Origin of the sequence: Planosporangium thailandense, from assembly GCF_011947195.1 — a bacterium.
Classification (GTDB): domain Bacteria; phylum Actinomycetota; class Actinomycetes; order Mycobacteriales; family Micromonosporaceae; genus Planosporangium; species Planosporangium thailandense.
The window spans coordinates 41,528-62,861 of the sequence record NZ_JAATVY010000019.1 but is presented as its reverse complement, the minus strand read 5'-3'; the positions used below and the strand labels follow the sequence as shown (position 1 = coordinate 62,861).

Here is a 21,334-nt window from a genome sequence, read left to right as displayed (position 1 = left end):
AGGCGGTCCACCCGGACCGGTACGTTAGGCTGCCGTCGTGTCCGTGCCACCGGTCTGGGATGTCGCCGTCGTGGGCGCCGGGCCGGCCGGTCTCGCCGCGGCGTACGCGGCCGCGAGCGCCGGAGCGCGCACGCTCGTCCTCGAGCGAGGTGAGCATCCCCGGTACAAGACGTGCGGCGGCGGGCTCGTCGGCGCATCCCTGCGGGTCGTCGGCGCCCTGGACGCCCCCGAGCCGGCCCGTCTCGCCGCCCGTGACCCCGTCCGCGCCGCCACCTTCACCCACCGGGGCCGGCGCGGCTTCACCCGCCGCGACGAGGCGCCGCTGCTGGGCATGGTGCGCCGGGAGGAGTTCGACGACGCCCTGCGGATGGCCGCCGTCGCCGCCGGGGCGGTCGTACGCCAGGGCATCCGGGTCCGCGGCGTCGATCAAGACGGCGAGTGCGCGTACGCACTGCTCGCGGACGGTACCCGGGTGGCCGCCCGGGTCCTGGTCGGCGCCGACGGCTCGGCGGGGGTGACCGGCCATCACGTCGGCGTCCGGTTCGGTCAGGTCGACCTCGGGTTGGAGCTGGAGTTGCCGGTGCCCGAGCCGGTACGGGCGCGGTGGCGCGGTCGGGTCCTGATCGACTGGGGCCCGCTGCCCGGCTCGTACGGCTGGGTCTTCCCCAAGGACGACCGGCTCACGGTCGGCGTCATCGCGGCGCGCGGCCACGGCGAACGGACCAAGGAGTACCTTCGCTCCTTCGTCGGCCGGCTCGGTCTGGCCGGCATCCAGCCGGCCCACGACTCCGGACACCTGACCCGGTGCCGCACCGACGACTCCCCGCTGCGCCGTGGCCGGGTCCTGGTCGCCGGGGACGCGGCCGGCCTGCTCGAACCGTGGACCCGCGAGGGCATCAGCTACGCGCTGCGCTCGGGTACGGCGGCGGGGACGGCCGCCGCCGCGGCGTGCGGTGGCGATGACCCGGAGCCGGCGCTGCGCGGGTACGAGTCCGAGATCGAGCGGACCCTGATCCCCGAGATGCGGGCCGGTCGCCGGCTGCTCGCGGCGTTCACGAAGCGCCCCGCCGCGTTCCATCTCGCGCTCGCGACCCCGCCCGGCTGGCGGATGTTCAGCCGCTTCTGCCGGGGAGACCTCACGTTCGCGCCGATGGTCGACCGGCTGCCGGTACGCGTGGCGGTCGCCGCGCTGCGGTAGACATCGCGCCGCGGTCAGCTCTTCGAGGGGGGCACCGCGCCGTGCATGGTGCTTTCGACCAGGTCGTACCCGAGGTCGAAGTGGATGCCGGTGGGGTTGCTGAGGTCCGCGCCGTCGTACCACGACCGGTCGGCCTCCGGATGGGGGCCGACGGCGCCGACCCGGCCGGAACCGTACGCGGCGACGACGGCGGCCGGCGCGCCGGTGTCGTATGTCGCGAGGACCACGGCCGGCGCGCCGGGTCGCAACCGGAACAGTGGGCCGTCCTGGAAGTACATGGTCCGCGGCCGGCCTCTCCAGCGGATCTGGATGAGCGTGTCGTCCGTGGTCCGCACCTGTGCTCCGGGGCTGCCCACGTACTCGTCGGTGTCACCGGGCAGCAGGTCGAACCCCGGGCTGGCCCCGGCGAGGTACGCGCCGAGGCAGAACCCGAGGTAGTGCCCGCCCTGGTGGACGAAGCTGCGGATGGGGTCGGCGTAGCGGCGCATCTTGCGCCAGGCCGAGTTCACGCTGCCGCCGCCCGGCTGGGCGTACAGCGTCGCCTTGGCCAGGGCCGCGGGCGTGATGTCCACGGCCTCGTCGGGGCCGCAGAACTGGGTTCGGAACGCGGTGGGCGAGTTGCGCAGCAGCGTCGCGACCGACTCCGAGCAGCCGTTGCACGACGCGGGTCCCCGGTAGACCAGGGCCAGGGGACCCGGCTTCTTCGACTCCACCGTGGACATACCGGCCCACCCCAGCCCGGCGAGAACGACCGCGCCGCCCGCGCCGATCAGGAGACGTCGCCGGTTGATGAGCGGTGACCGCGATCGGTCTGTCAAGGCCTGCTCCTCGTCCGCTCGTGGGTCGGGTAGTCCGGGACGCTGTGGCGCCGGGTGGCGCGCTGCCGTCTGCGCCTCCCCCGCTGTACGGGCAGCCGCACGGTCACCTCCGCGGGCCCTTCCGCCGCCCCGCCCGGCCCGGTGACCATCGGGCCACCGTCCAGTGTGCCGCCGAGGCCCAACCGGTTGCCCAGGGACATCGCCGCGGCCGCCGCCACGGGCCGGACCGGCGGCCGGCGCGACGCCGGGGTGGCCCAGCGGCGGGCCCGGTTGGCCAGCGCCGAGACAAGCCCTTCCAGCGGCCCCCGGCCGGCGGTCGCCCGCCAGGCGAGCCCGGCCAGCAGCACCACGATGACCTGCAGGAGGTAGCTGGTGCCGGGCGTGTACGGGTCGTACTCGGAGTTGATGAACAGGATGTGCGCCACGTAGAAGCTCAGGGTCATGCTTCCGGCAGCGGCCAGCGGGGCGAGCACGACAGTGATCACCCCTCGCGGGATCCGGGCGGCGACCCGGCCGGCGAGCAGCATGAAGCCGAGCAGCGCGAGACCCGCGCCGGTGGTGCCGACGAGGTCGAACGGGGTGCTCGTGTGCGGGGCGTTGACCGCGAGCCACCACCAGGTGGAGGCCGGGGTGGTGCCGTCGCCGCCGAGGGTCAGCATTTCGGTGGTCTCCGGCACGGTCAGCACGCTGCGCGGCTGCGCGGCCCAGATGTGCGCCAGGCCGCCGTACCGGTGCAGCAGCATCGACGACGCGACCGCCGTTCCGACGGCGAGCACCAGCCCGGTGCCGAGGAGCGCGACCGCCGTGCGCAGCCGGGTCAGGGTGAGCCGCCCGACGACGAGGCCGGCGCACAGGTACACCATCCAGGGCAGCGCGGGGTACTCCCCCGTGATCGTCAACTCGCTGAGCAGGCTGAGGGGATGGGCGAGAGAGCCGAACCCCGGGTTGTCGAGATTCGGTACGGGCAGCCGGGGCAGCACGCGGTGGGTGAGCACGGGCGCGCCGACGGCGACGAGCGTCCCGATCGTGGCGACCAGCCACGTCGGCAGGAACACCAGCGGGATCATCAGCAGGAACATCACCGCGTAGTAGGGCAGGATCACCGCCGCGATCGAGGCGTCGGTGTGGCCCAGCGCCATCCCGATCGCGCAGATTGCCAGCGCGCGGACGACGAGCGTCGCGACCGTGGCGGGCGCGGCCCGGAACGGGACCCGGCGGCGCCCGGTCATGAACGCGATGCCGACCCCGGACAGCACGGCGAAGGTCGCCGCGGCCCGCCCACCGAAGATCGCGAACGACCAGCTCGGTTTGCCGCTGGCGGTGGAGTCGTACAGCGAGTGCACCGCCATCATGCCCAGCAGCGCAACCCCCCGGGTCGCGTCGACGCCGACGAGCCGGGCCCGCTTGACCGGGGCCGCGGCGATCTTCGCCGGCACCACGGTGTCCTTGACCGGCGGCACGGTGTCGTTGGCCCGCTTTGCCGCCTCCTGGGCCGGCCGCACGGTGTCCTGGGCCGGCGCTGACCGTGCGTCGGGAGCCATGTCCGGAGTCGGCACCGCCGGGTCCGGCGCGGGGTACACGGACGGGTCCGGCGCCGGGTACAGCGCCGGCGCGGGCGGGCCGCCGGGCGCGGGATCGGGGTGCGTGCGCTGTTGCGGTATCTCTGGTAGTCGCCGCATCTCCGGTAGCCGCTGCTCCGGTAGCCGCTGGGCCGGAATCTGTGTCATTACCGCATCACCGAATCCACGAGGTCCAGGCCGAGATCGGCGCCGAGGCGGACGGCGTCGAGACCGGCGTCGTCGTACCAGTCGTCCGTGGCTTCCGGGTGCGGTCCGACCACACCGACCCGGCCGGCCCCGAACTGTGCCACCAGCGCGGCGATCGTGCCGTTGGGATAGCTGGCCAGGACGTCCACGTCCGCGCCCGGGCGGACCCAGAAGTACGGTCCGTCCTGGAAGAACAGCGCCCGCGGCCGGCCCTGCCAGGTGACCTCGACGACGGTGCTGTCGGTGGTGGCGACGGTCGCGCCCGACGAGGCGATGTACTGGTCGGTGTCGCCGGGCAGCAGGCCGAAGCCGGGCGTCGCGCCGGCCAGGTAACCGCCGAGACAGAATCCGAGGTAGCGTCCGCCCGAGCGGACGAACCGCCGGATCGCCTCGCGGTCGCGGCGCAGATGGCCGTAGCCGTCGGCGAGACTCTCCCCGCCCGGCTGCGCGTACAGTGTGGCGCCGGCCAGCGCCCGCGCCGACAGCGGTACGTCCTCGGCCGGGCCGACGTAGCGGACGTCGAACCCCCACCGGCTCGACTTCAGCAGTGCCGCCACCGCTTCCGGGCAGCCGGGCGACGACGCCGGTCCCCGGTAGACCAGCGCCACCGGGGACGCCTGCGGATCAGCGGTGGGCGTTCGCGACGCCAGTCCACAGGCGGCGAGCAGCCGGCGCGTGGCCCGCACACCGCCCGGCTCGCGCGACCTCACGGCTGCCGCCGCGACGGCGGATTGTCGAGCGTCAGGGCGGTGCAGCGTACTCCGCCACCGCCCTTGGCGAGCTGGGTCGTCTCCAGCTCGATCACCCGCAGGCCCCGGGTCCGCAGCTCGCCGGCCAGCCGGGCCACGCCCTTCGTCATGGTCACGGTGGTGCCGTCACTGACCAGGTTGAGCGCGAACCGCGCGGCCTCGTCGACCGACACCTCGATGAGGTCGAGCCCGAGGCCCTGGAGTCGCCGCCGGCTGGGCGCGTCGAGGGCGTCCGGGCAGTAGGCGATGGTGCGGGTGTCGATGACCCCGACGGCCAGATCGAGGTCGTACCAGCGCGGTCCGACCGTCTGCAGTGGTACGACCTCGTAGTCCAGCTCCCGGGCCAGCACCGCGTGCATCCGCGGGTCGGTACGCTGCCCGAACCCGGCCAGCAGCAGGTCGCCGCAGGCGAGCGCGTCCCCCTGCCCGCTGAACGGGTAGGGCGCCTCGACGACGTCGTACCCGCGCCCGACCAGCCAGTCCTGGAAGTACGGCACCTCCGCCTTCCGCTCCGGCGGCGGGCTGCCCAGCACCGCCCGGTTGCCGCGGACGACGGCGGCGTTGGCGGTGAACACCATGTCGGGGCACTCGGATGCCGACGGCAGGAGCTCCACGCGCCGGCCGGCCGCCAGGTGCGCCGCGACGATCGCCTCGTGCTCGGCGACCGCCGCCGCCGGGTCGGGCTGCACCGTGGTGTCCATGTACGGGTTGATCTCGTAGTCGACCCGGAAGTTCTTGGCGTCGCATACCAGCAGTTCACTGTTCACGGTGGGTTTCCCCCTCGGCGCGGGAACCGTCGTGCGCGACGGAACCGGACGGAATCGGACAAGATCGGTCGGGTGTCGTCGCCGGCATCAGGCGGCGACCTCCGCGAGGGCGGCCTTCTCAGGGGCGACCTTCTCGGGGGCGGCCTGCTCGGCGGTGCTGTCGTGGGCGCCACGGGTGGTCACGCCCTGCGCGGGGATGCCGCGCCACCGGCTGCCCGGGGTGAGGCGTTCGCCCTTCATCAGCAGGGATAGCGAGCCGAGTGAGACGTCGTTGCCGACGACCGCGTCGTAGAGCACGATCGCCCGGGTCCCGACGGTCGCGCCGGCGCCGACGGTGACCACGGACATCTTCATCACCCGGTCTTCGAACAGGTGCGTCTGTAGCGACACCTCCATCCCGACGGTGGCGTCGTCGCCGATCTCGACGAGGTCGAACTCGGTGATGTACGTGGTGCCGATCCAGGTGCGCCGACCGATCCGCACGCCGAACCAGCGCAGCACGGGCGGCAGGAACGGGGTACCGATGAGCAGGCCGACCCCGGCCGGGACGGCTGCGGCCTCGAAGATCCCGGTGACGAACTCGGTGCGGCGCACGAACGGGCTCCACAGCGGCTCCACCCGCGGCCGGTAGGCCCCGATGATGTTGCGCTTGATCGCCGCGCAGCAGGCGATCACGGCGAGGCTGGAGCCCATCGCCACGAACGGCGAGACCGTGGCCGGGATCGGCAGGTCGCGGCCGTTGGCCAGGCCGGACAGCGCCAGCAGGTACAGGTAGAAGCTCGCGCCCAGGATCGAGGCGGGCAGGGTGGCCCGGAAGAACTCGACGGCCAGCCGGTGGACCACCACCTTGCGCGGCGGGCGGAAGGTCTGGTCTTCGGAGAAGTCGCCGCTGTCCTGGCGCAGCGGCAGGTGCATCGCCGGCGAGCCCAGCCACGAGGTGCCGTCGGGCACCCCACCGGCGGGCGGCACGGTGCCGACACCGACCAGTGACTCGTCGCCCAGGCTGGTGCCCGCCGGCACGAAGGCGGCGTTGCCGACGAAGGCCCGGCTGCCGACCTGGGTGGGCAGGAACGCGACGCGGCCGTTGGCGAAGGTGGCGGCGCCGACGCTGGCCATGTCGGCCACGAAGCTCTCCGCGCCCAGGGTGAGCAGGTCCGGGTCCAGGTGCGCGGCGGTGGAGACCTCGGCGCCCCTGCCCACCCGGGCGCCGAGCGCCCGCAGCCACGGCACCGTGTACAGGGTGGCGTACAGGGAGTTGGTGAACATCAGGCTGAACTCGAGCAGCTTGTCGGCGACCCACTTGCGTACGCCGAGCATGGAGCGGACCGGGTGGATGCCGGCCGGCACGTGCGGCAGCACGATCCGCTTGCCGATCGCCACGACCGCGCACACGGTCAGCACGTACACCGGCCCGGCGGGCAGGGTGGCGATGAAGCCGGCGATGACGCCCCAGGTCAGCAGCGCCCACCACACGAGCGCCACGCTGGGCAGGATCATCGCGATCGCCGCGAACTCCAGGCCGAGCAGGCCGACCAGGGCGGCGGCCACGTGGTGCAGGCGCCATCCGCGTACCGGCCGCCCCGCGCCGAGCATCTCCTCGACCGTCGGCGCGAGCGCGTCGGTGGGGTTCGGCGGCGAACCGGACCACCGCTCCCCGATCGGAACGGTCTCGCCCTGGCCGAGCACCGACTGCTCGCCGAGCGCGGCGTTCGCCTCTACCACCGCACCGGGCTCCAGGACGGCGTTCGCCCCGACGAAAGCGCCGTACCCGACGACGATCGGCGCGACGTTCACCCAGCCGTCCTCGACGCGCCACGGGCGCAGCGAGACCCCGTACCCGATCGACGCGTCCGCGCCGATTTTGACCATGTTGGGCAGGCTGATGGCGCTGGTCGCGATCGTGGTGCGCCGGCCGACCTTGGCGCCGAGCAGCCGCAGGTACAGCGCCATCAGCGGGGAGCCGCTGAGCACCGGCAGCGGACCGACCGCCAGCAGCATGTTCACCGCCCACAACCGGACGTAGGTCAGTCCCCACAGCGGATACCGGCCGGGTTTGATGCCGGCCGAGAGCGGGCGGATGAGCAGCACCGGCAGCAGCCAGCGGACCCCGAGGTAGCTGACCAGGATGGCGTACATGAGCTGGACGAGCACGGAGACCGACACGTCACCGTTGTTCCAGGTGTACACATAGGAGACCGGAAGGGTGACGGCCAGCAGCAGCAGGTAGATCACCACCGCCTGCCCGAAGCCGGCGCCCGCGATCCGCCAGCGGCTGTGGCGCAGCGGCGCCGGGCGGGGCGGTGCGACCGGGCCGGGCTGCCGGACCGCTCCGCCGAGGTGGGCGGCCATGCCGCGGACAGTGGGATGGTCGTACAGGTCGCGCACCGCCGGACTGGCCCCGATGTCACGCATCCGCAGCAGCGAGACCACGGTCGCCGCCAGCAGCGAGTGGCCGCCGAGGTCGGTGAAGAAGTTGGCCTCGACCGACAGCTCTTCGGGCTCCATGTTGAACGCCTCGGCCCACGCCGCGCGCACCTGCTCTTCGAGCTCACCCTCCGCGGCGACGACCGGTCCGCCGCCGGTGGCGGGCCGCCGGCGCACCGGGATGGGCAGCAGCCGCCGGTCGACCTTCCCGCTCGGCATCATCGGCAGCGCGTCGATGCCGTCGAGGAACGACGGCACCATGTAGCCGGGCAGCCGGCTCTGCATGGCCTCGTACAGCCGCCGGACCAGCGCCTCGTCGCCGCCCGCGTCGAAGCCCGGGCACACGATGTAGGCGGCCAGCTCCTTCGGCGCGTCCGGCGCGTCCGAGATCGGCACGAGCGCCGCGACCGCTTCGGCGACCTCGGGGTCCTCCATCAGGACGCTTTCGATCTCGCCGAGGTCCACCCGGTGCCCCCGGATCTTCACCTCGGCGTCCGCCCGCCCCAGATACTCGATCTCCCCGTCGGGGGTGATCCGGCCCAGGTCGCCGGTGCGGTACAGCCGCCCGCCCGCCGGCGCCAACGGATGCGGGAAGAACTTGTCCGCGGTCAGCTCGGGGCGGCCGACGTAGCCGCGCGCCACCCCCGGCCCGCCGATGCAGATCTCGCCGACCTCGCCGTCGGGAACCGGTTGGCGCTGCTCGTCGAGGATCACCACCGAGTACGTCGGCAGCGGCCGGCCGATCGTCACCGGCCGCCCCGGCCGCAGCTCACACCAGGTGGCCGTCACGGTCGCCTCGGTCGGCCCGTACGTGTTGAGGATGCGCCGACCCGGCCGGCTCCACCGCTCCACCAGCTGCCCCGGACACGCCTCCCCACCCACGTACAGGTTGCGGATGTGCGGCAGGTCCCGCGGGATCGTCGCCAGCAGCGTGGGCACGCAGTAGAACAGCGTGATGGCGCGCTCGTCCAGGAAGTCCGCCAGCTCGGCGCCGAGCCGCCGGGAGTCGGTCGGACCGGCCACCAGCGTCGCGCCCACCGACCACGTCGGCCAGATCTCCTCGATGGAGAAGTCGAAGGCGATCGTCATTCCCTGGTAGACCCGGTCGCCCGGCCGCACGTCGTACACGCCGGGCACCACGTCCAGGAAGTTGCGGATGCTCGACTGGTTGACCGCCACGCCCTTCGGCCGGCCGCTGGACCCCGAGGTGTAGATGATGTACGCGACCGGGTCCTCCTCACCCCCGTCGCGGCCCTCGTCAGCGCCGAGGTCCGGCCGGTCCGCCGGCTCGGCCGCGAGCACGGCGGCGCTCTCGTCGACCACCAGCACCCGCCGGTCCAGCCCCTCCGCCCCGCAGACGAGCTCCGACGACGTGAGCAGAAGATCCACATTGGAATCCTCGGCGATGTAGGCCACCCGGTCCGGCGGAGACTCCGGATCGATCGGCACGAACGCCGCGCCCGCCTTCCCCACCCCCAGCAGCGCCACGTACGTGTCGATCGAGCGCTGCAGCAGGATCGCGACGCGTGAGCCGGTCCGGATACCCAGGCCCCGCAGGTGCTGGGCCAGCCGGTTGGCGCGCTCGTCGAGCTGCCGATAGGTCAGCCACGCATCGCCACACTCCAACGCGACAGCCGCGGGATCGCGATCACAGGCGGCCTCGAAGACGTGGTGGAGGCGGCCGCGGTCGGGCCGGGCTTGGTCGGCCCGGCCTTCGTCGGCCCGGTCGTCCCGCCCTCTGCTCCTGACATAGAGGGCAGACGAACGACCGATCACACGGCTCGTCCCGCGACCGTCACCGCCGGGGTGACCGGACACCGGTAATACGGCCGCCGCGGTGGTAAGTGCCTCACTCAAACCGGTTCCTCCGAACGCGTACCAATTCCCCGAACCCCATGTCTGATCAGTTCGCTCCACCCGCTGATCACCCGCTGATCACCCAGGCTCTCCGCACACGACGGCGCAGCGGCGCCCGTGCGTTGCGCAATTTCCGATCCCCCGTCGGTTGGTGCACGACATTCGACTCGGCGCCATCGCCTACCAGCGGCTCACCCAGACGCAATACGTACGGCAACCCGCTGCCGTTCAAAGCCGGCCGATCCCGTCCGACCAATGTGAAGGAACACACGTCCATCAATCACGGCTGCTCGTGCCCGGCCGACGTCGCCCGGGTCCGCCAGCCGCCGCTACCGAAGAGCGACGCCGAACCCGCCGGTACGGCATCGCCCGGGCACCCGAAGCAAACGGCACCTGTCAATTGCACCGTACCGGTGAACGACCCCACGACCGCGCGGCGCCGAACGTCTTGTCAGCCAGCCGACAGTCAATGTGTGCGCCGGACCGCGGCGCGACGTGACCTGAATCGAGGGCGTGCCCACGTTCCTCCTTGAACCGTTGCAGGAAACAGCCCCTGCACAACGAGGCGCGTCATTGTCATTGCGAGGTGCGCGAGTCGAGGCAGCTATAACCGTATCGGTCACCGCTAAACATGAGGCCTTCGCGGGTGGCCGATCGGCATCCCGCGACAACGCCCTCAATACGCAAATCCACCCTGCGGTCCTTTGTGGACTAAGTTTCCGTACCGATCTCGGCAGACCTTGCAAAAGCGCCATTCCGGGCGCGACAGAAGCACTGAAATACCACGAAAGGACTCCGCAGCGACGACCGCTTGGCGATCCCACTACAGCACCGTCTCGACATGTTCAACCCGCGTTCGCATGAATTCCACGTCGCGGTTCAGCCGGTCATTTTCATACCTGTGACGACCCGCTTCCGGTGCCGCCACGGCAATCCGTGTTGACTGTTGCGCACTTTTCGTGACCGCAGTAATGCCATCCGTTAGCGACACCTGACGGCGCCGCGAAGTGACGCTCCGGGACGGCACGACGGAGTGGCGTCGTTCGATGCCCACAAGAAACGATACCCTTCGATGGCTTTCCAATGAACACCATCCCGGTGAACACCATCCCGGTACGCCGTCGGGTGGCGCCCCTGGAGCACCGTCCGGTCGCGCCCGGGTGCGCCGACCGATGGCTCACCCGGCGGTCCCGCCGGGTCGCACGCCTCGCTCGCCGGCCCGTCCGAGCCGCACGGCCGCCGCCCGAGCCTTAAATGAACCTCCGCTGTGCCCTAAGTGCGGGTTAAGGGATCTCGCCAACGGCCGCCTCCATCGATAATGATGGGCACCATCACCAGGGGCCGGCACCGCCTCCGGCCCGGCCGCCCGCGGAGGTATCGATGAGTTCCCCGGTCGACCCCGGCCGCGTCCGGCTCCAGCCCGACGCGCTGACCGCGGACGAGGTCCGGGCGGCGACGTTCCGGCAGTCGCCGTTGGGCTGGCGGGGCTACTCCGAAGATGACGTCCAGGAGTTCCTCGAGCGCGTGGCCACCGCACTCGAGGCCGTCGAGCGCGACAACTCCGCCCTGCGCACCGAGGTCGAACGGCTGCGCAGCTTCTATCGGGATCACGGCACGGACGTGGATCGCGTCGCCGGCCGGACGCCCGCGCGCCATCACCCCAGCCCACTCGTCCGCGAGGTCGACCGCTACAGCGACACGCTCGTCGACGTCGCGGCCGGATGCGCCGACAGCACCGCCGCCGACGACGCCGAGACCTGCGAACGCGATCTTTACCACGCGAGGGTCCGCGCCCGCGTGTACGTCGAGGATCTGATCTCCTCGTTCCTGTCCGACCCGCACACCAGGTCACGGGCCGACGACGAGCTGCGACTGGTGGCGCGCTGGATGCGCGGTTTCGGCGAGGCGCTGCTGGCTCAGGTGGATGCGATGGTGCTGGTCGCCGACAACCACCTGCGGTCACCGGCCGCCTGGCGGTGAGGCGACCGGCGCCGGCTGCGCCACCACCGACGGACCCGACCGGCGTCTTCACCCTGTTGCCGAATTCGGTGACAGCCCTTGGCAGCCGGGTACCGGTGAGCAACAGTGATGGCGGTCGCTCATGGTCGCGACGCCGGTGACCCCGACGCCGGTGACCCCGACGCCGGTGACCCTGACTCCTGTAAGCCTGACCCGGACCGTGCCGCCGGACCGAGAAGACCCGGATACCACCGCCGCCACGACGACGTGAGGAGCGCGAGTTGGAACTGCCGAGCTGGGTGCCTGACGGAGTGGACGTGACCGTTCCCAACGTCGCCCGGGCCTACGACTACTTCCTGGGCGGATACCACAACTTCGCGGTCGACCGGGAGTTCGTGGCGCGGGTGGAGGCGGTGATGCCCGGCTTCGGCCAGGCCGCTCATGCCAACCGGGCGTTCCTCGGCCGCTGCGTGCGGTGGCTGGTCGACGCCGGCGTCCGGCAGTTCCTCGACATCGGCTCGGGCATCCCGACGCTCGGCAACGTCCACGAGGTGGCCCAGGCGGCGGCGCCCGAGTGCCGCGTCGTGTACGTGGATCTCGACCCGGTGGCCGTCGCGCACGGGCAGGCGATCCTGTCCGGCAACCCACGCGCGCTGTCCGTTGAGGCCGACCTGCGGCGACCTGCCGAGATCCTGTACCACCCGCAGGTACTCGACCTGCTCGACTTCGCGCAGCCCGTGGCCGTGCTGCTGATGGCGGTGCTGCACTTCGTCGTCGATGACGACGACCCCGCCGGCATCGTCGCCCAGATCCGCGACTGCCTGGCCCCCGGCAGCTACATCGCGGTCTCGCACGTGACCGACGCCAACCACAAACAGGAGATCGAGGAGATCCGCCGGCTCTACGACCACACGCCGACCCCGGGGCAGGCGCGTACGCCCAAGCAGGTCGAGGCGCTGCTGTCGGGTCTGGAGATCGTGGAGCCCGGGGTCGTCGCGGTCGCCGACTGGCACCCGGATCCGGATGCCGCCGGCGCTCCCCGGTCGGAGCTGATCCTGGGCGCGGTGGGACGCAAGGTGTAAGTGGGCCGCAGGCCGTAGCTGGGCGCGCCCGGCGATCGACGCTCCCGGCGGAGTCAGCTCTCCCGTACCACCTCGTCCGGTGACTTGTCCGGGCGCAGGCCACGCCAGCTCGGCTGGCGCAGCCGGCCGTCGCGGGTCCACTCACCGAACTCCACCTCGCCCACCAGCTTGGGCGTGACCCAGTGCGCGTCCTTCGCGTCCCGCGTCGGCAGCGGCCGGGCGAAGGGCGGGGTCCTGCGGTCGAGGGGGCGCAGCCTTCGCTGCAGCTCGTCGAGGGTCTCGCGGCTGAAGCCGGTGCCGACCTGGCCGACGTAGTCGAGCCCGTCCGGGCCCGGGATGCCGAGCAGCAGGGCGCCGACCGTACCGGCGCGCCGACCCTTGCCGGGCGCCCAGCCGCCGACGATGACCTCCTGGGTCCGGGTGTGCTTGACCTTGATCCACGCACCGGAGCGCCGGCCCGGCTCGTAGGTGGACTCGATCCGCTTGGCCACGATCCCTTCGAGCGCCTGCTCCTTCGATGCGGCGAGGGCCCGCGCGCCGCCGCCACGCGTGTACGACGGCGTGTCCCAGCGTGGACCGTGCAGCTCCAGGGACTCCAGCAGTTCGCGGCGCTGCGCGTACGGCAGCCCGATGGTCGGGTGGCCGTCGAGCTGGAGCAGGTCGAAGATCTGGTACGTCACCGGGGTGCGCTCGCGCAGCCGCTCGATCTGCGCCCGGTCCCGCACGTGCATCCGGGGCTGCAGGGCCATGAAGGAGATCCGGCCCGCCGGGTCGCAGGCGACGATCTCACCGTCGAGGACGGCCGGGACGCCGCCGAGCGCGGTGCCGAGCGCACACAGCTCCGGGTAGGCGACGGTGGCGTCACGGTCGTTACGCGACACGACGCGTACCCGGCCGTCGCCGGCCATGTACACGACCGCCCGCAGGCCGTCCCACTTCATCTCGTAGCCGTACTCGTCGTCCTCGGCGGGCGGCGGCAGCTGCCCCAGGGTCGCGAGCATCGGCCTGATCAACTCCGGCACCGGTTTCTGATTGTCGGCCGGTTTCTGATTGTCGGCCGGCGGCCGGTCCATCCGGTGGATCAACCAGTTCTTGCCGTGCGTGTGGATCAGCGCGTACCGGCCGTCCGCCCGCCCGCCGTGGAGCACGAACTTCACCTCGCGGTCGGTCCACTTCTCGCATTCGTAGGTGCCGCGGTCCCAGATCTCGACCCGGCCGCCGCCGTACTCGCCCTTCGGGATCTCGCCGGCGAACGACGCGTACTCGAGCGGGTGGTCCTCGGTGTGGACCGCGAGGTGGTTGGTCGCCGGGTCCGCCGGCAGACCCTTCGGCAGCGCCCACGACACGAGCACCCCGTCGCGCTCCAGCCGGAAGTCCCAGTGCAGCCGACGGGCATGATGCTCCTGTATCACGAAGGTGTCGTCGGCTCCGTGCGGCAGCGGCGCGGGCGCAGGCACCGGCTCGGGCGTACGCGACGGAGACCGCTTGCTGCGGTACCTCGCCAGCTTGTCGACCATGACTGCTGTCTACCCCTCGGGGCCGCCCTCAACGCGCGGCGCCACCGGGCCCGCGGAACCGGACCCGCGTCAGCGGGCCGGCGTCACCGGGCCCACGTCAGCGGGCGCCCAGCGTCACCGCCTGCAACGCGAGCCAGAACTGCACCCGGTCCTGTGTCGACGCGAGGCTGCGCCCGGTGAGCCGCTCGATCTGCTCGAGGCGGTACCGGACGGTGTTGCGGTGCACGAACAGCCGGGAGGCGACCCGCGCCACCGACCCGTCCTCCTCCAGGTACGCGCGCAGCGTGGCCACGAGATCACCGCCGCCCTGCTCGTCGAAGTCGAGCAGCGGCGCGAGCACCGCCCGACCCAGCTCGGTCAGGGGCAGGGCCTCGCTGGCGAGCAGCAGGCCGGGCAGTGACAGCGGCTCGCGCCCGTTGATCCCCGGCCCCCGGCTCAGCGCCTCCCGCGCCTCGTAGAAGCTCCACCGCAGGCCGGCAGCGCCGGGGTACGCCCCGCCGATGCCGACCCGCGCGCTCTCGCCGAGCCGGCCGACGTAGCCGAGGGTCTGGCGGGCGACCTCGTCCACCGGCCGGCCCTCTCCGACCACCACCACGAGGTGCTCGCCCAGGTACGCGGTGACGATCGGCTCCGCGCCGGCGGCCGACAGCGGGTACACCCCGCCGGGCAGGCTGCGCAGCCGGTCCCCGCCCGGGTCGACGCCGCGGCCGGCGGCGGCGAGCAGCACGGTGTGCGGCCGCGCGGCGTCCACGCCGAACGCGGACAGGCGCTTCGCGGCTTCGCTCTCCGAGAGGCTCGCCCGCACGATGTCCTCGATCACCTGGCCGACGAGCTCCCGGCGACCGGCCAGGACGGCCTGGCGGCGGGCGAGCTCCAGGCCGACGAGGCTGGCCGCGTACGGCAGCACCTCGTGCTCGGCCGGTGTCCGCAGGTGCGCCACCACGATGTCGGCCACCTCGACGTCGGCCACCTCGATGGGCGCGTCCTGACCGGCCGGCCACTCGCCACCGGGGGGCGTGGCGGCCAGGACGGCCCCGTACGCGTCGGTCACCGCCACCGGAGCGCCGACGAGCTGGGCCAGGGTGTGGACGAGGCCGTCCAGGCCGCCGCCGGACAGCAACGCCCGGGCGAGGGCGTGGTGCATGCGCAGCAGGTCGCGTTGCCGGCCGTAGCTCTCGGCGGCGATCCGGTCGGCGACGAACCGGTCCACGGCGAGGAACGGCGTCTCGTACGGCACCTCCAGCACCGGCAGGTCGTACGCACGGGCCGTCGTGATGACCATACGGGGCACCCGCTCGTGGGTCAGCCCGGTGCCGAAGCCGATGCCGGACACCCCTCGGCGCGCGACGAGCTCCACGAACTCCCGCTGCGCCGCGGCCGTGCGCTGGCGCAGGCCGGTGGTGAGCACCAGTTCGCCGCCCTGCAGCCACGGGCGCGGGTCGGCCAGCTCGGTCACCGAGCACCAGCTCACGGGGCGTTGCAGGGCCTCGGGCGAACCGGTCAGCGCGATCAGGTGGAGCCGCGGAGCGGCCAGGATCTCGGCGAGCGGGAGCACCATGCGTCCAGACTGTACAACTGAACAATGACCATGGAAATGGTTGTGCATCCATCCATTGAGTGGCACCCGGTCAGCAGCCTAACGTCCGGGGCGCATCCGCGTCCCCTCAGGTCAGTCGCGGCGCCGGCACCGAGAGTAGAAAGGCGGCGAGATTGGACACGCCCGCGATCCGTCTGACCGGACTGCGCAAGTCCTTCGGCAACGTCGATGCGGTCGCCGGCGTCGACCTGGAGATAGCCGACGGTGAGTTCTTCTCCATGCTCGGCCCGTCCGGCTCGGGCAAGACCACCGTGCTCCGCCTCATCGCGGGCTTCGAACTGCCCACCTCGGGCGTCGTGGAGCTGGCCGGCGCGGACGTGACCCGCAAGGCGCCGTTCGAGCGCGACGTCAACACCGTCTTCCAGGACTATGCGCTGTTTCCACACATGAGCGTGATCGACAACGTCGAGTACGGGTTGAAGATCCGCAAGGTGGGCCGCCGGGAGCGGCGCGAGCGCGCCGAGGCGGCGCTCGCGACCGTCCGGCTCGAGGGGTACGCCCAGCGCAAGCCGGGCCAGCTGTCGGGCGGGCAGCGCCAGCGGGTGGCCCTGGCCCGGGCGCTGGTCAACCGGCCCAAGGTGCTGCTGCTCGACGAGCCGCTCGGGGCGCTGGACCTCAAGCTGCGCGAGGAGATGCAGCTCGAGCTCAAGCACATCCAACGCCAGGTCGGCATCACGTTCGTGTTCGTGACGCACGACCAGCAGGAGGCGCTGACGATGAGCGACCGGATCGCGGTGTTCAACGCCGGACGCATCGAGCAGGTGGGTACCCCGGCCGAGGTGTACGACCAGCCGGGCAGCGCCTTCGTCGCCGGCTTCGTGGGCACCGCCAACGTACTGCGCGACGACGCGGCGCGGACCGTCCTCGGTGAGGACGGCTGCTTCGCCATCCGCCCGGAGAAGATCGCGCTCGAAAGTTCGCCGGGCGACGGCTCGCCGGGTGACGGCTCGCCGGGTGACGGCTCGCCGGGTGACGGCGAGCAGGGCGACGGCTTGCCGGACGACGGTGACGTGACCGCGACCGGCCGCGTCGTCGAAGCCGTGTACGCCGGACCGACCACCCGGTTCGTGGTACAGCTCGACGCCGGCGCCCAACTCGTCGCCCTGCGGCAGAACCTGCGCAGCTCGTCGGCGGACGTGCAGTCCTACCGCGACGCCCCGGTCACCCTGCGCTGGCGGCGCGAGCACGCGATCCGCCTCCCCGCCTGAACAGCTCCGCACCGAACACATCCCGAGGAGAATCCATGCGTCGAGCGCGCATCATCACCAGCCTCGCCGCGGCGGGACTGCTTGCCCTGTCCGCCTGTTCCAGCGGCTCGGACTCCGGCAAAGCCACGGGCCCGGCCGGGGTCAAGCCGCCGAAGATCGAGGCGCTGAAGACCGTCGGCACCGGTGAAGGCCAGGTCAACATCGTGGCCTGGGCCGGATACGTGGAAAACGGCAGCAACGACCCCAAGGTGAACTGGGTCAGCGACTTCGAGAAGCAGACCGGCTGCAAGGTCAACTCCAAGGTCGCGGGCACGTCCGACGAGATGGTCACCCTCATGAAGTCCGGCGACTACGACGTGGTCTCCGCCTCCGGTGACGCGTCGCTGCGGATGATCTACGGTGGCGTCGTCGCACCGGTCAACACCGACCTGGTGCCCAACTACGCCGATGTCAACGACTTCCTCAAGCTCAAGACGTGGAACTCCGTCGACGGCGTCGCCTACGGCGTCCCGCACGGCTGGGGCGCCAACGTCCTCGCGTACCGCACCGACAAGGTCAACCCGGCGCCGACCTCGTGGAGCGTCGTCTTCGACGACGCGTCGGCCAACGCCAAGCACGTCACCGCGTACGACTCGCCCATCTACATCGCCGACGCGGCCGTGTACCTGATGGCGCACAAGCCGGAGCTCGGCATCAAGAACCCGTACGCGCTCGACGACAAGCAGCTCAAGGCCGCAGTCGACCTGCTCAAGGGCCAGAACAAGAACATCGGCGAGTACTGGTCGGACTACACGAAGGCGGTGCAGGCCCTCAAGTCGGGCAACACGGTCGTCGGTACCGCGTGGCAGGTCATCGTGAACCTCGCGCAGGCCGACAAGGCGCCGGTCGACGCGGTGCTGCCCTCCGAGGGATCGACCGGCTGGTCGGACACCTGGATGGTCGCCGCCAAGACCAAGCACCCCAACTGCGCGTACAAGTGGCTCAACTGGATCGTGTCCCCGGAGGTGAACGCCCAGGTCGCCGAGTGGTTCGGTGAGGCGCCGGCCAACGCCAAGGCCTGCGAGCACACCTCGGACAAGGGCTTCTGCGACACCTACCACGCCAACGACGCCGCGTACGCGAGCAAGATCTGGTACTGGACGACCCCGACCGCGCAGTGCCTGGACGGTCGCAAGAACGTGACCTGCAAGGACTACGCCGCCTGGACCCAGGCGTGGACCGAAATCAAGGGCTGATGAGCTCCGTATCTCCCCTGGCGGGTCGGACCGGGACTCCCGGTCCGACCCGCCCTGCTGAACCGTCCGGACGTTCCGGCCCCGGGTCGGCGGCCCCCGCCGCCGGCCCGGCCCGCCGGCTGGCCGCCTGGCTGCACCGCCACCCGTCCGCCCGGCTGTCGGCGCTGCTGTCCGCGCCGCTGTTGTGGCTGGGCGTGGCCTACCTCGGGTCCCTGGCGGTGCTGTTCGTCTCGGCGTTCTGGACGGTCAACTCGTTCACCGGCGACGTCGTACGGCAGCCGACCCTCGACAACTTCCAGACGATCGTCACGGACGCGGTGTACCGGACCGTGACGCTGCGCAGCCTCGGCGTCGCCATCGCGGTGACGCTGATCGACGCCGCGATCGCGCTTCCGATGGCGTTCTTCATGGCCAAGGTCGCCGCGCCACGGTGGCGGCACTGGCTGATCGTGGCCATCCTCACCCCGCTGTGGGCCAGCTACCTGGTGAAGGCGTACGCGTGGCGGGTGCTGCTGGCCGGGGGCGGCCCGGTGGACTGGCTTCTGGGCGGCAACGGTCGGGGTCCCGGGTACGGGCTGACCGCAACGGTGATCGTGCTGGCGTACCTCTGGCTGCCGTACATGATCCTGCCGATCTACGCCGGCCTGGACCGGCTGCCCGACTCCCTGCTGGAAGCCTCCGCAGACCTGGGCGCCCGCGCCGGACGCACGTTCCGTTCGGTCGTGCTGCCGACGGTCGTCCCGGCCACGGTCGCCGGCTCGATCTTCACGTTCTCCCTGTCACTGGGCGACTACATCGCCGTGCAGATCGTCGGCGGCAAGACCCAACTGATCGGCAACCTGGTGTACGCCAACATCGGCGCGGCCAACAACTTGCCGTTCTCGGCGGCGCTCGCCACCGTCCCGGTGCTCATCATGGTGATCTACCTGGTCGCGGTACGGCGCAGCGGCGCCCTCGAACAGTTGTGACGGAGCACCTATGACCCTCTCTCGCACCGCTCGGTGGCTGCTGCGCGGCGCCATGGCGCTGGGCCTGGCGTTCATCTACATCCCGCTGGCCATCGTGCTGGTCAACTCGTTCAACGCCGACCGTACGTTCGCGTGGCCCCCGCCGCGCTGGACGACCGAGTGGTGGACGCGGGCGTGGGCCAACGACGGTGCCCGGACGGCGCTGCTGACCTCGGTCAAGGCCGGGCTCGGCGCGACCGCGGTGGCGCTCGTCCTCGGCACGATGATCTCGTTCGCGGTCGCGCGGTACCGCTTCTTCGGCCGGGAGGCGCTCTCCCTGCTCGTCGTGCTGCCCATCGCACTGCCGGGCATCGTCACCGGCATCGCGCTGGACACCGCGTTCCGCACCGTCATCGTGCCGCTCGGCGTCAGCAAGGGTCTGCTGTCCGTCGTGATCGGACACGCGACGTTCTGCGTCGTGGTCGTCTACAACAACGTCCTGGCGCGGCTGCGGCGTACCGGCACGACCCTGGAGGAGGCCTCGGCCGATCTGGGCGCGTCGACATTCCAGACGTTCCGGTACGTGACGTTCCCGTTGATCCGGTCGGCGCTGTTCGCCGGTGGCCTGCTGGCCTTCGCGCTGTCGTTCGACGAGATCATCGTGACCACCTTCACCGCGGGCGCCGGCGTCCGGACGTTGCCACTGTGGATCTTCGACAACCTCTTCCGCCCGAACCAGGCACCGGTCATCAACGTGGTCGCCGCGGTACTGATCGTGCTGTCGGTGGTGCCGATCTACCTGGCGCAGCGCATCTCGAGCGACACGGCGAGCGGCGGGCGCCTCTAGCCCTCGCCTCAGCCTTCGCCTCAGCCTTCGCCTTCGCCTTCGCCTTCGCCTTCGCCTTCGCCTCTGCCATGATCCTGAAGGATTTTCCGTGTCCCAGCACGGAAAATCCTTCAGGATCATCCGTTGACGTGGAGCGTGCCGTCGTGGATCCGGCTGGCCACCAGTACGGCGAGGACCACCAGGTCGGCCACGCCGAGACCGATCCCGAGCAGCGCAGCCGCGTACCCGAGCCGCCCGGATCCACCGGCCCGCCTGGCCCGGCGCGCGGCGACGGCGCCCAGCGCGATCGCGAACGGGCCGAGCACGGCGTTGAACAGGAAGAGCCCCACCGCACCGCAGAGCAGGGCAGCGGCCGCACGGTCGTCGAGCCGCGTGATCGTCCGGTGTTTCACGATGTCCACGAGGTGCTCCTTTCCGGTCAGGGCAGGCGTCAATGGTCAGCGCAGGTCAGTCGTCACGCGCGCGCCGGCCGTCACGCGCGCCGCTGAGCGTGCGCACCCGCCACATGACGGCGAGGATCACGGCGGCCACCAGGAGGGCGGTCGCGATCACCTCGATCGGATGACCGCTGAGCGTGGCCGTGCCGACGACCAGGACCGCCAGCAGCAACGCACCCGCGAGGGCGAACACGGCTCCCCCTTTCGGCGTACAACTGTTTACTCGTCCAAGCCTGGACCACCCGTCCTCCAGCGAACAGGTGTTTACTGAGTGACATGACCCATAGCCTCGGTGGCAGAGCCGCGCAGAAGCTCCATACCAGACAGTCGCTGTTGGACGCGGTACTCCGGCTGACCGCCGACCACAGCCTGGGCAGCCTGAGCCTGCGGGAGGTCAGCCGGCAGGCGGGTATCGTGCCGGCCGGCTTCTACCGGCACTTCCCCGACCTGGAGAGCCTGGGCGTGGCGTTGGTGGAGCAGTCACTCGGCGGACTGCGTACCGCGCTGCGGGCCGTACGCGCCGGGTTGACATCGAGCGAGGAGATCGCCCGCCGCTCCGTGGACGCACTGCTCCGCGAGGTACGCGCGCACCGCGAGCAGTTCCGGTTCATCGCGCGCGAGCGGTACGGCGGCCTGGGCCGGGTCCGGCGCGCCATCGGGGACCAGTTGCGGCTCATCAGCGAGGAGTTGGCGGTCGACCTCCTCACCGGCGAACGCGCCGCCGCCCCGGTGCTCAGCCGGTGGAGCGACGAGGACGTGAAGATGCTCACCGACCTGATCGTCAACCACATGATCTCGACGGCGGCCGCGATCGTGGACGTCCCACCCGGCCGGTCCGCCGCCGAGCGCCGGGTCGTCGCGACCGCCACTCGGCAGCTTCAGCTGGTCATTATCGGCGCGCGCCACTGGCTCGACCCGGCCTGACA

General features: G+C 71.6%; 17 protein-coding genes. 8 read left to right on the top strand and 9 right to left on the bottom strand.

Features of this window, described 5'->3' with window-relative positions; all coding sequences use genetic code 11:
- Positions 1-43 precede the first annotated feature (43 nt).
- Positions 44-1,198: a geranylgeranyl reductase family protein gene (locus HC031_RS22830; RefSeq protein ID WP_167927501.1), complete on the top strand. Its 1,155-nt coding sequence runs from the start codon at positions 44-46 to the stop codon at positions 1,196-1,198.
- Between the two features lie 14 nt (positions 1,199-1,212).
- Here HC031_RS22830 and HC031_RS22825 read toward each other — a convergent pair whose 3' ends face one another.
- The 5 genes from HC031_RS22825 to HC031_RS22805 all read right to left on the bottom strand — a co-directional run bounded on the left by HC031_RS22825 (position 1,213) and on the right by HC031_RS22805 (position 9,348).
- On the bottom strand, positions 1,213-2,016 hold the full coding sequence (locus HC031_RS22825) for a BPL-N domain-containing protein (protein WP_240942832.1): 804 nt from the start codon (positions 2,014-2,016) through the stop codon (positions 1,213-1,215).
- Positions 2,013-3,743 (bottom strand): heparan-alpha-glucosaminide N-acetyltransferase domain-containing protein, encoded by a 1,731-nt coding sequence (locus tag HC031_RS22820; RefSeq protein ID WP_167927435.1) that lies wholly within the window; start codon positions 3,741-3,743, stop codon positions 2,013-2,015. The genes HC031_RS22825 and HC031_RS22820 overlap by 4 nt, the downstream gene beginning before the upstream one ends.
- Positions 3,743-4,492 (bottom strand): BPL-N domain-containing protein, encoded by a 750-nt coding sequence (locus HC031_RS22815; RefSeq protein ID WP_338090781.1) that lies wholly within the window; start codon positions 4,490-4,492, stop codon positions 3,743-3,745. Before HC031_RS22815 ends, HC031_RS22820 begins: the two co-directional genes overlap by 1 nt.
- On the bottom strand, positions 4,489-5,298 hold the full coding sequence (locus tag HC031_RS22810; RefSeq protein ID WP_167927434.1) for an arginine deiminase-related protein: 810 nt from the start codon (positions 5,296-5,298) through the stop codon (positions 4,489-4,491). Before HC031_RS22810 ends, HC031_RS22815 begins: the two co-directional genes overlap by 4 nt.
- An 87-nt stretch (positions 5,299-5,385) precedes the next feature.
- The gene (locus HC031_RS22805; protein WP_205863101.1) at positions 5,386-9,348 is read right to left on the bottom strand and encodes a Pls/PosA family non-ribosomal peptide synthetase; all 3,963 of its coding nucleotides are present in this window, start codon (positions 9,346-9,348) and stop codon (positions 5,386-5,388) included.
- Between the two features lie 1,611 nt (positions 9,349-10,959).
- Between HC031_RS22805 and HC031_RS22800 the strand changes: the two genes are divergently transcribed.
- Positions 10,960-11,559 (top strand): DivIVA domain-containing protein, encoded by a 600-nt coding sequence (locus HC031_RS22800; RefSeq protein ID WP_167927433.1) that lies wholly within the window; start codon positions 10,960-10,962, stop codon positions 11,557-11,559.
- 260 nt (positions 11,560-11,819) lie between these two features.
- Positions 11,820-12,620, top strand: a complete 801-nt coding sequence (locus HC031_RS22795; protein WP_167927432.1) for an SAM-dependent methyltransferase — start codon at positions 11,820-11,822, stop codon at positions 12,618-12,620.
- A 53-nt stretch (positions 12,621-12,673) separates the two neighbouring features.
- Here HC031_RS22795 and ligD read toward each other — a convergent pair whose 3' ends face one another.
- Both ligD and HC031_RS22785 read right to left on the bottom strand, forming a co-directional pair.
- Complete coding sequence (ligD, locus tag HC031_RS22790) at positions 12,674-14,137, bottom strand: non-homologous end-joining DNA ligase (RefSeq protein WP_167927431.1); 1,464 nt, start codon at positions 14,135-14,137, stop codon at positions 12,674-12,676.
- 97 nt (positions 14,138-14,234) lie between these two features.
- Positions 14,235-15,695 (bottom strand): PucR family transcriptional regulator, encoded by a 1,461-nt coding sequence (locus HC031_RS22785; protein WP_167927430.1) that lies wholly within the window; start codon positions 15,693-15,695, stop codon positions 14,235-14,237.
- Between the two features lie 152 nt (positions 15,696-15,847).
- Between HC031_RS22785 and HC031_RS22780 the strand changes: the two genes are divergently transcribed.
- From HC031_RS22780 to HC031_RS22765, 4 genes are read left to right on the top strand one after another with little or no spacing between them, the layout of a single operon-like run.
- The gene (locus tag HC031_RS22780; RefSeq protein WP_167927429.1) at positions 15,848-16,942 is read left to right on the top strand and encodes an ABC transporter ATP-binding protein; all 1,095 of its coding nucleotides are present in this window, start codon (positions 15,848-15,850) and stop codon (positions 16,940-16,942) included.
- A 35-nt stretch (positions 16,943-16,977) separates the two neighbouring features.
- The gene (locus HC031_RS22775) at positions 16,978-18,177 is read left to right on the top strand and encodes an ABC transporter substrate-binding protein (RefSeq protein ID WP_167927428.1); all 1,200 of its coding nucleotides are present in this window, start codon (positions 16,978-16,980) and stop codon (positions 18,175-18,177) included.
- Positions 18,177-19,145 (top strand): ABC transporter permease, encoded by a 969-nt coding sequence (locus tag HC031_RS22770; RefSeq protein WP_167927427.1) that lies wholly within the window; start codon positions 18,177-18,179, stop codon positions 19,143-19,145. Before HC031_RS22775 ends, HC031_RS22770 begins: the two co-directional genes overlap by 1 nt.
- 10 nt (positions 19,146-19,155) lie before the next feature.
- Complete coding sequence (locus tag HC031_RS22765) at positions 19,156-19,971, top strand: ABC transporter permease (RefSeq protein WP_167927426.1); 816 nt, start codon at positions 19,156-19,158, stop codon at positions 19,969-19,971.
- A 116-nt stretch (positions 19,972-20,087) separates the two neighbouring features.
- Here the strand turns inward: HC031_RS22765 and HC031_RS22760 are convergent, their stop codons facing one another.
- Positions 20,088-20,372, bottom strand: a complete 285-nt coding sequence (locus HC031_RS22760) for a hypothetical protein (protein WP_167927425.1) — start codon at positions 20,370-20,372, stop codon at positions 20,088-20,090.
- 46 nt (positions 20,373-20,418) lie between these two features.
- Positions 20,419-20,601 (bottom strand): hypothetical protein, encoded by a 183-nt coding sequence (locus HC031_RS22755; RefSeq protein ID WP_167927424.1) that lies wholly within the window; start codon positions 20,599-20,601, stop codon positions 20,419-20,421.
- A gap of 83 nt (positions 20,602-20,684) precedes the next feature.
- On the opposite strand from HC031_RS22755, the gene HC031_RS22750 reads away from it, so the two are divergent.
- Entirely contained in the window at positions 20,685-21,332 is a 648-nt protein-coding gene (locus HC031_RS22750) for a TetR family transcriptional regulator (RefSeq protein WP_167927423.1), read from the top strand.
- Positions 21,333-21,334: the final 2 nt, after the last annotated feature.

What these genes read in the sequence shown, in the direction of transcription:
- HC031_RS22820 (WP_167927435.1), bottom strand. Translation starts at nt 3,743, where the DNA reads ATGACACAGATTCCGGCCCAGCGGCTACCGGAGCAGCGGCTACCGGAG.
- HC031_RS22800 (WP_167927433.1), top strand. Translation starts at nt 10,960, where the DNA reads ATGAGTTCCCCGGTCGACCCCGGCCGCGTCCGGCTCCAGCCCGACGCG.
- ligD (WP_167927431.1), bottom strand. Translation starts at nt 14,137, where the DNA reads ATGGTCGACAAGCTGGCGAGGTACCGCAGCAAGCGGTCTCCGTCGCGT.
- HC031_RS22785 (WP_167927430.1), bottom strand. Translation starts at nt 15,695, where the DNA reads ATGGTGCTCCCGCTCGCCGAGATCCTGGCCGCTCCGCGGCTCCACCTG.
- HC031_RS22775 (WP_167927428.1), top strand. Translation starts at nt 16,978, where the DNA reads ATGCGTCGAGCGCGCATCATCACCAGCCTCGCCGCGGCGGGACTGCTT.
- HC031_RS22770 (WP_167927427.1), top strand. Translation starts at nt 18,177, where the DNA reads ATGAGCTCCGTATCTCCCCTGGCGGGTCGGACCGGGACTCCCGGTCCG.
- HC031_RS22765 (WP_167927426.1), top strand. Translation starts at nt 19,156, where the DNA reads ATGACCCTCTCTCGCACCGCTCGGTGGCTGCTGCGCGGCGCCATGGCG.
- HC031_RS22750 (WP_167927423.1), top strand. Translation starts at nt 20,685, where the DNA reads ATGACCCATAGCCTCGGTGGCAGAGCCGCGCAGAAGCTCCATACCAGA.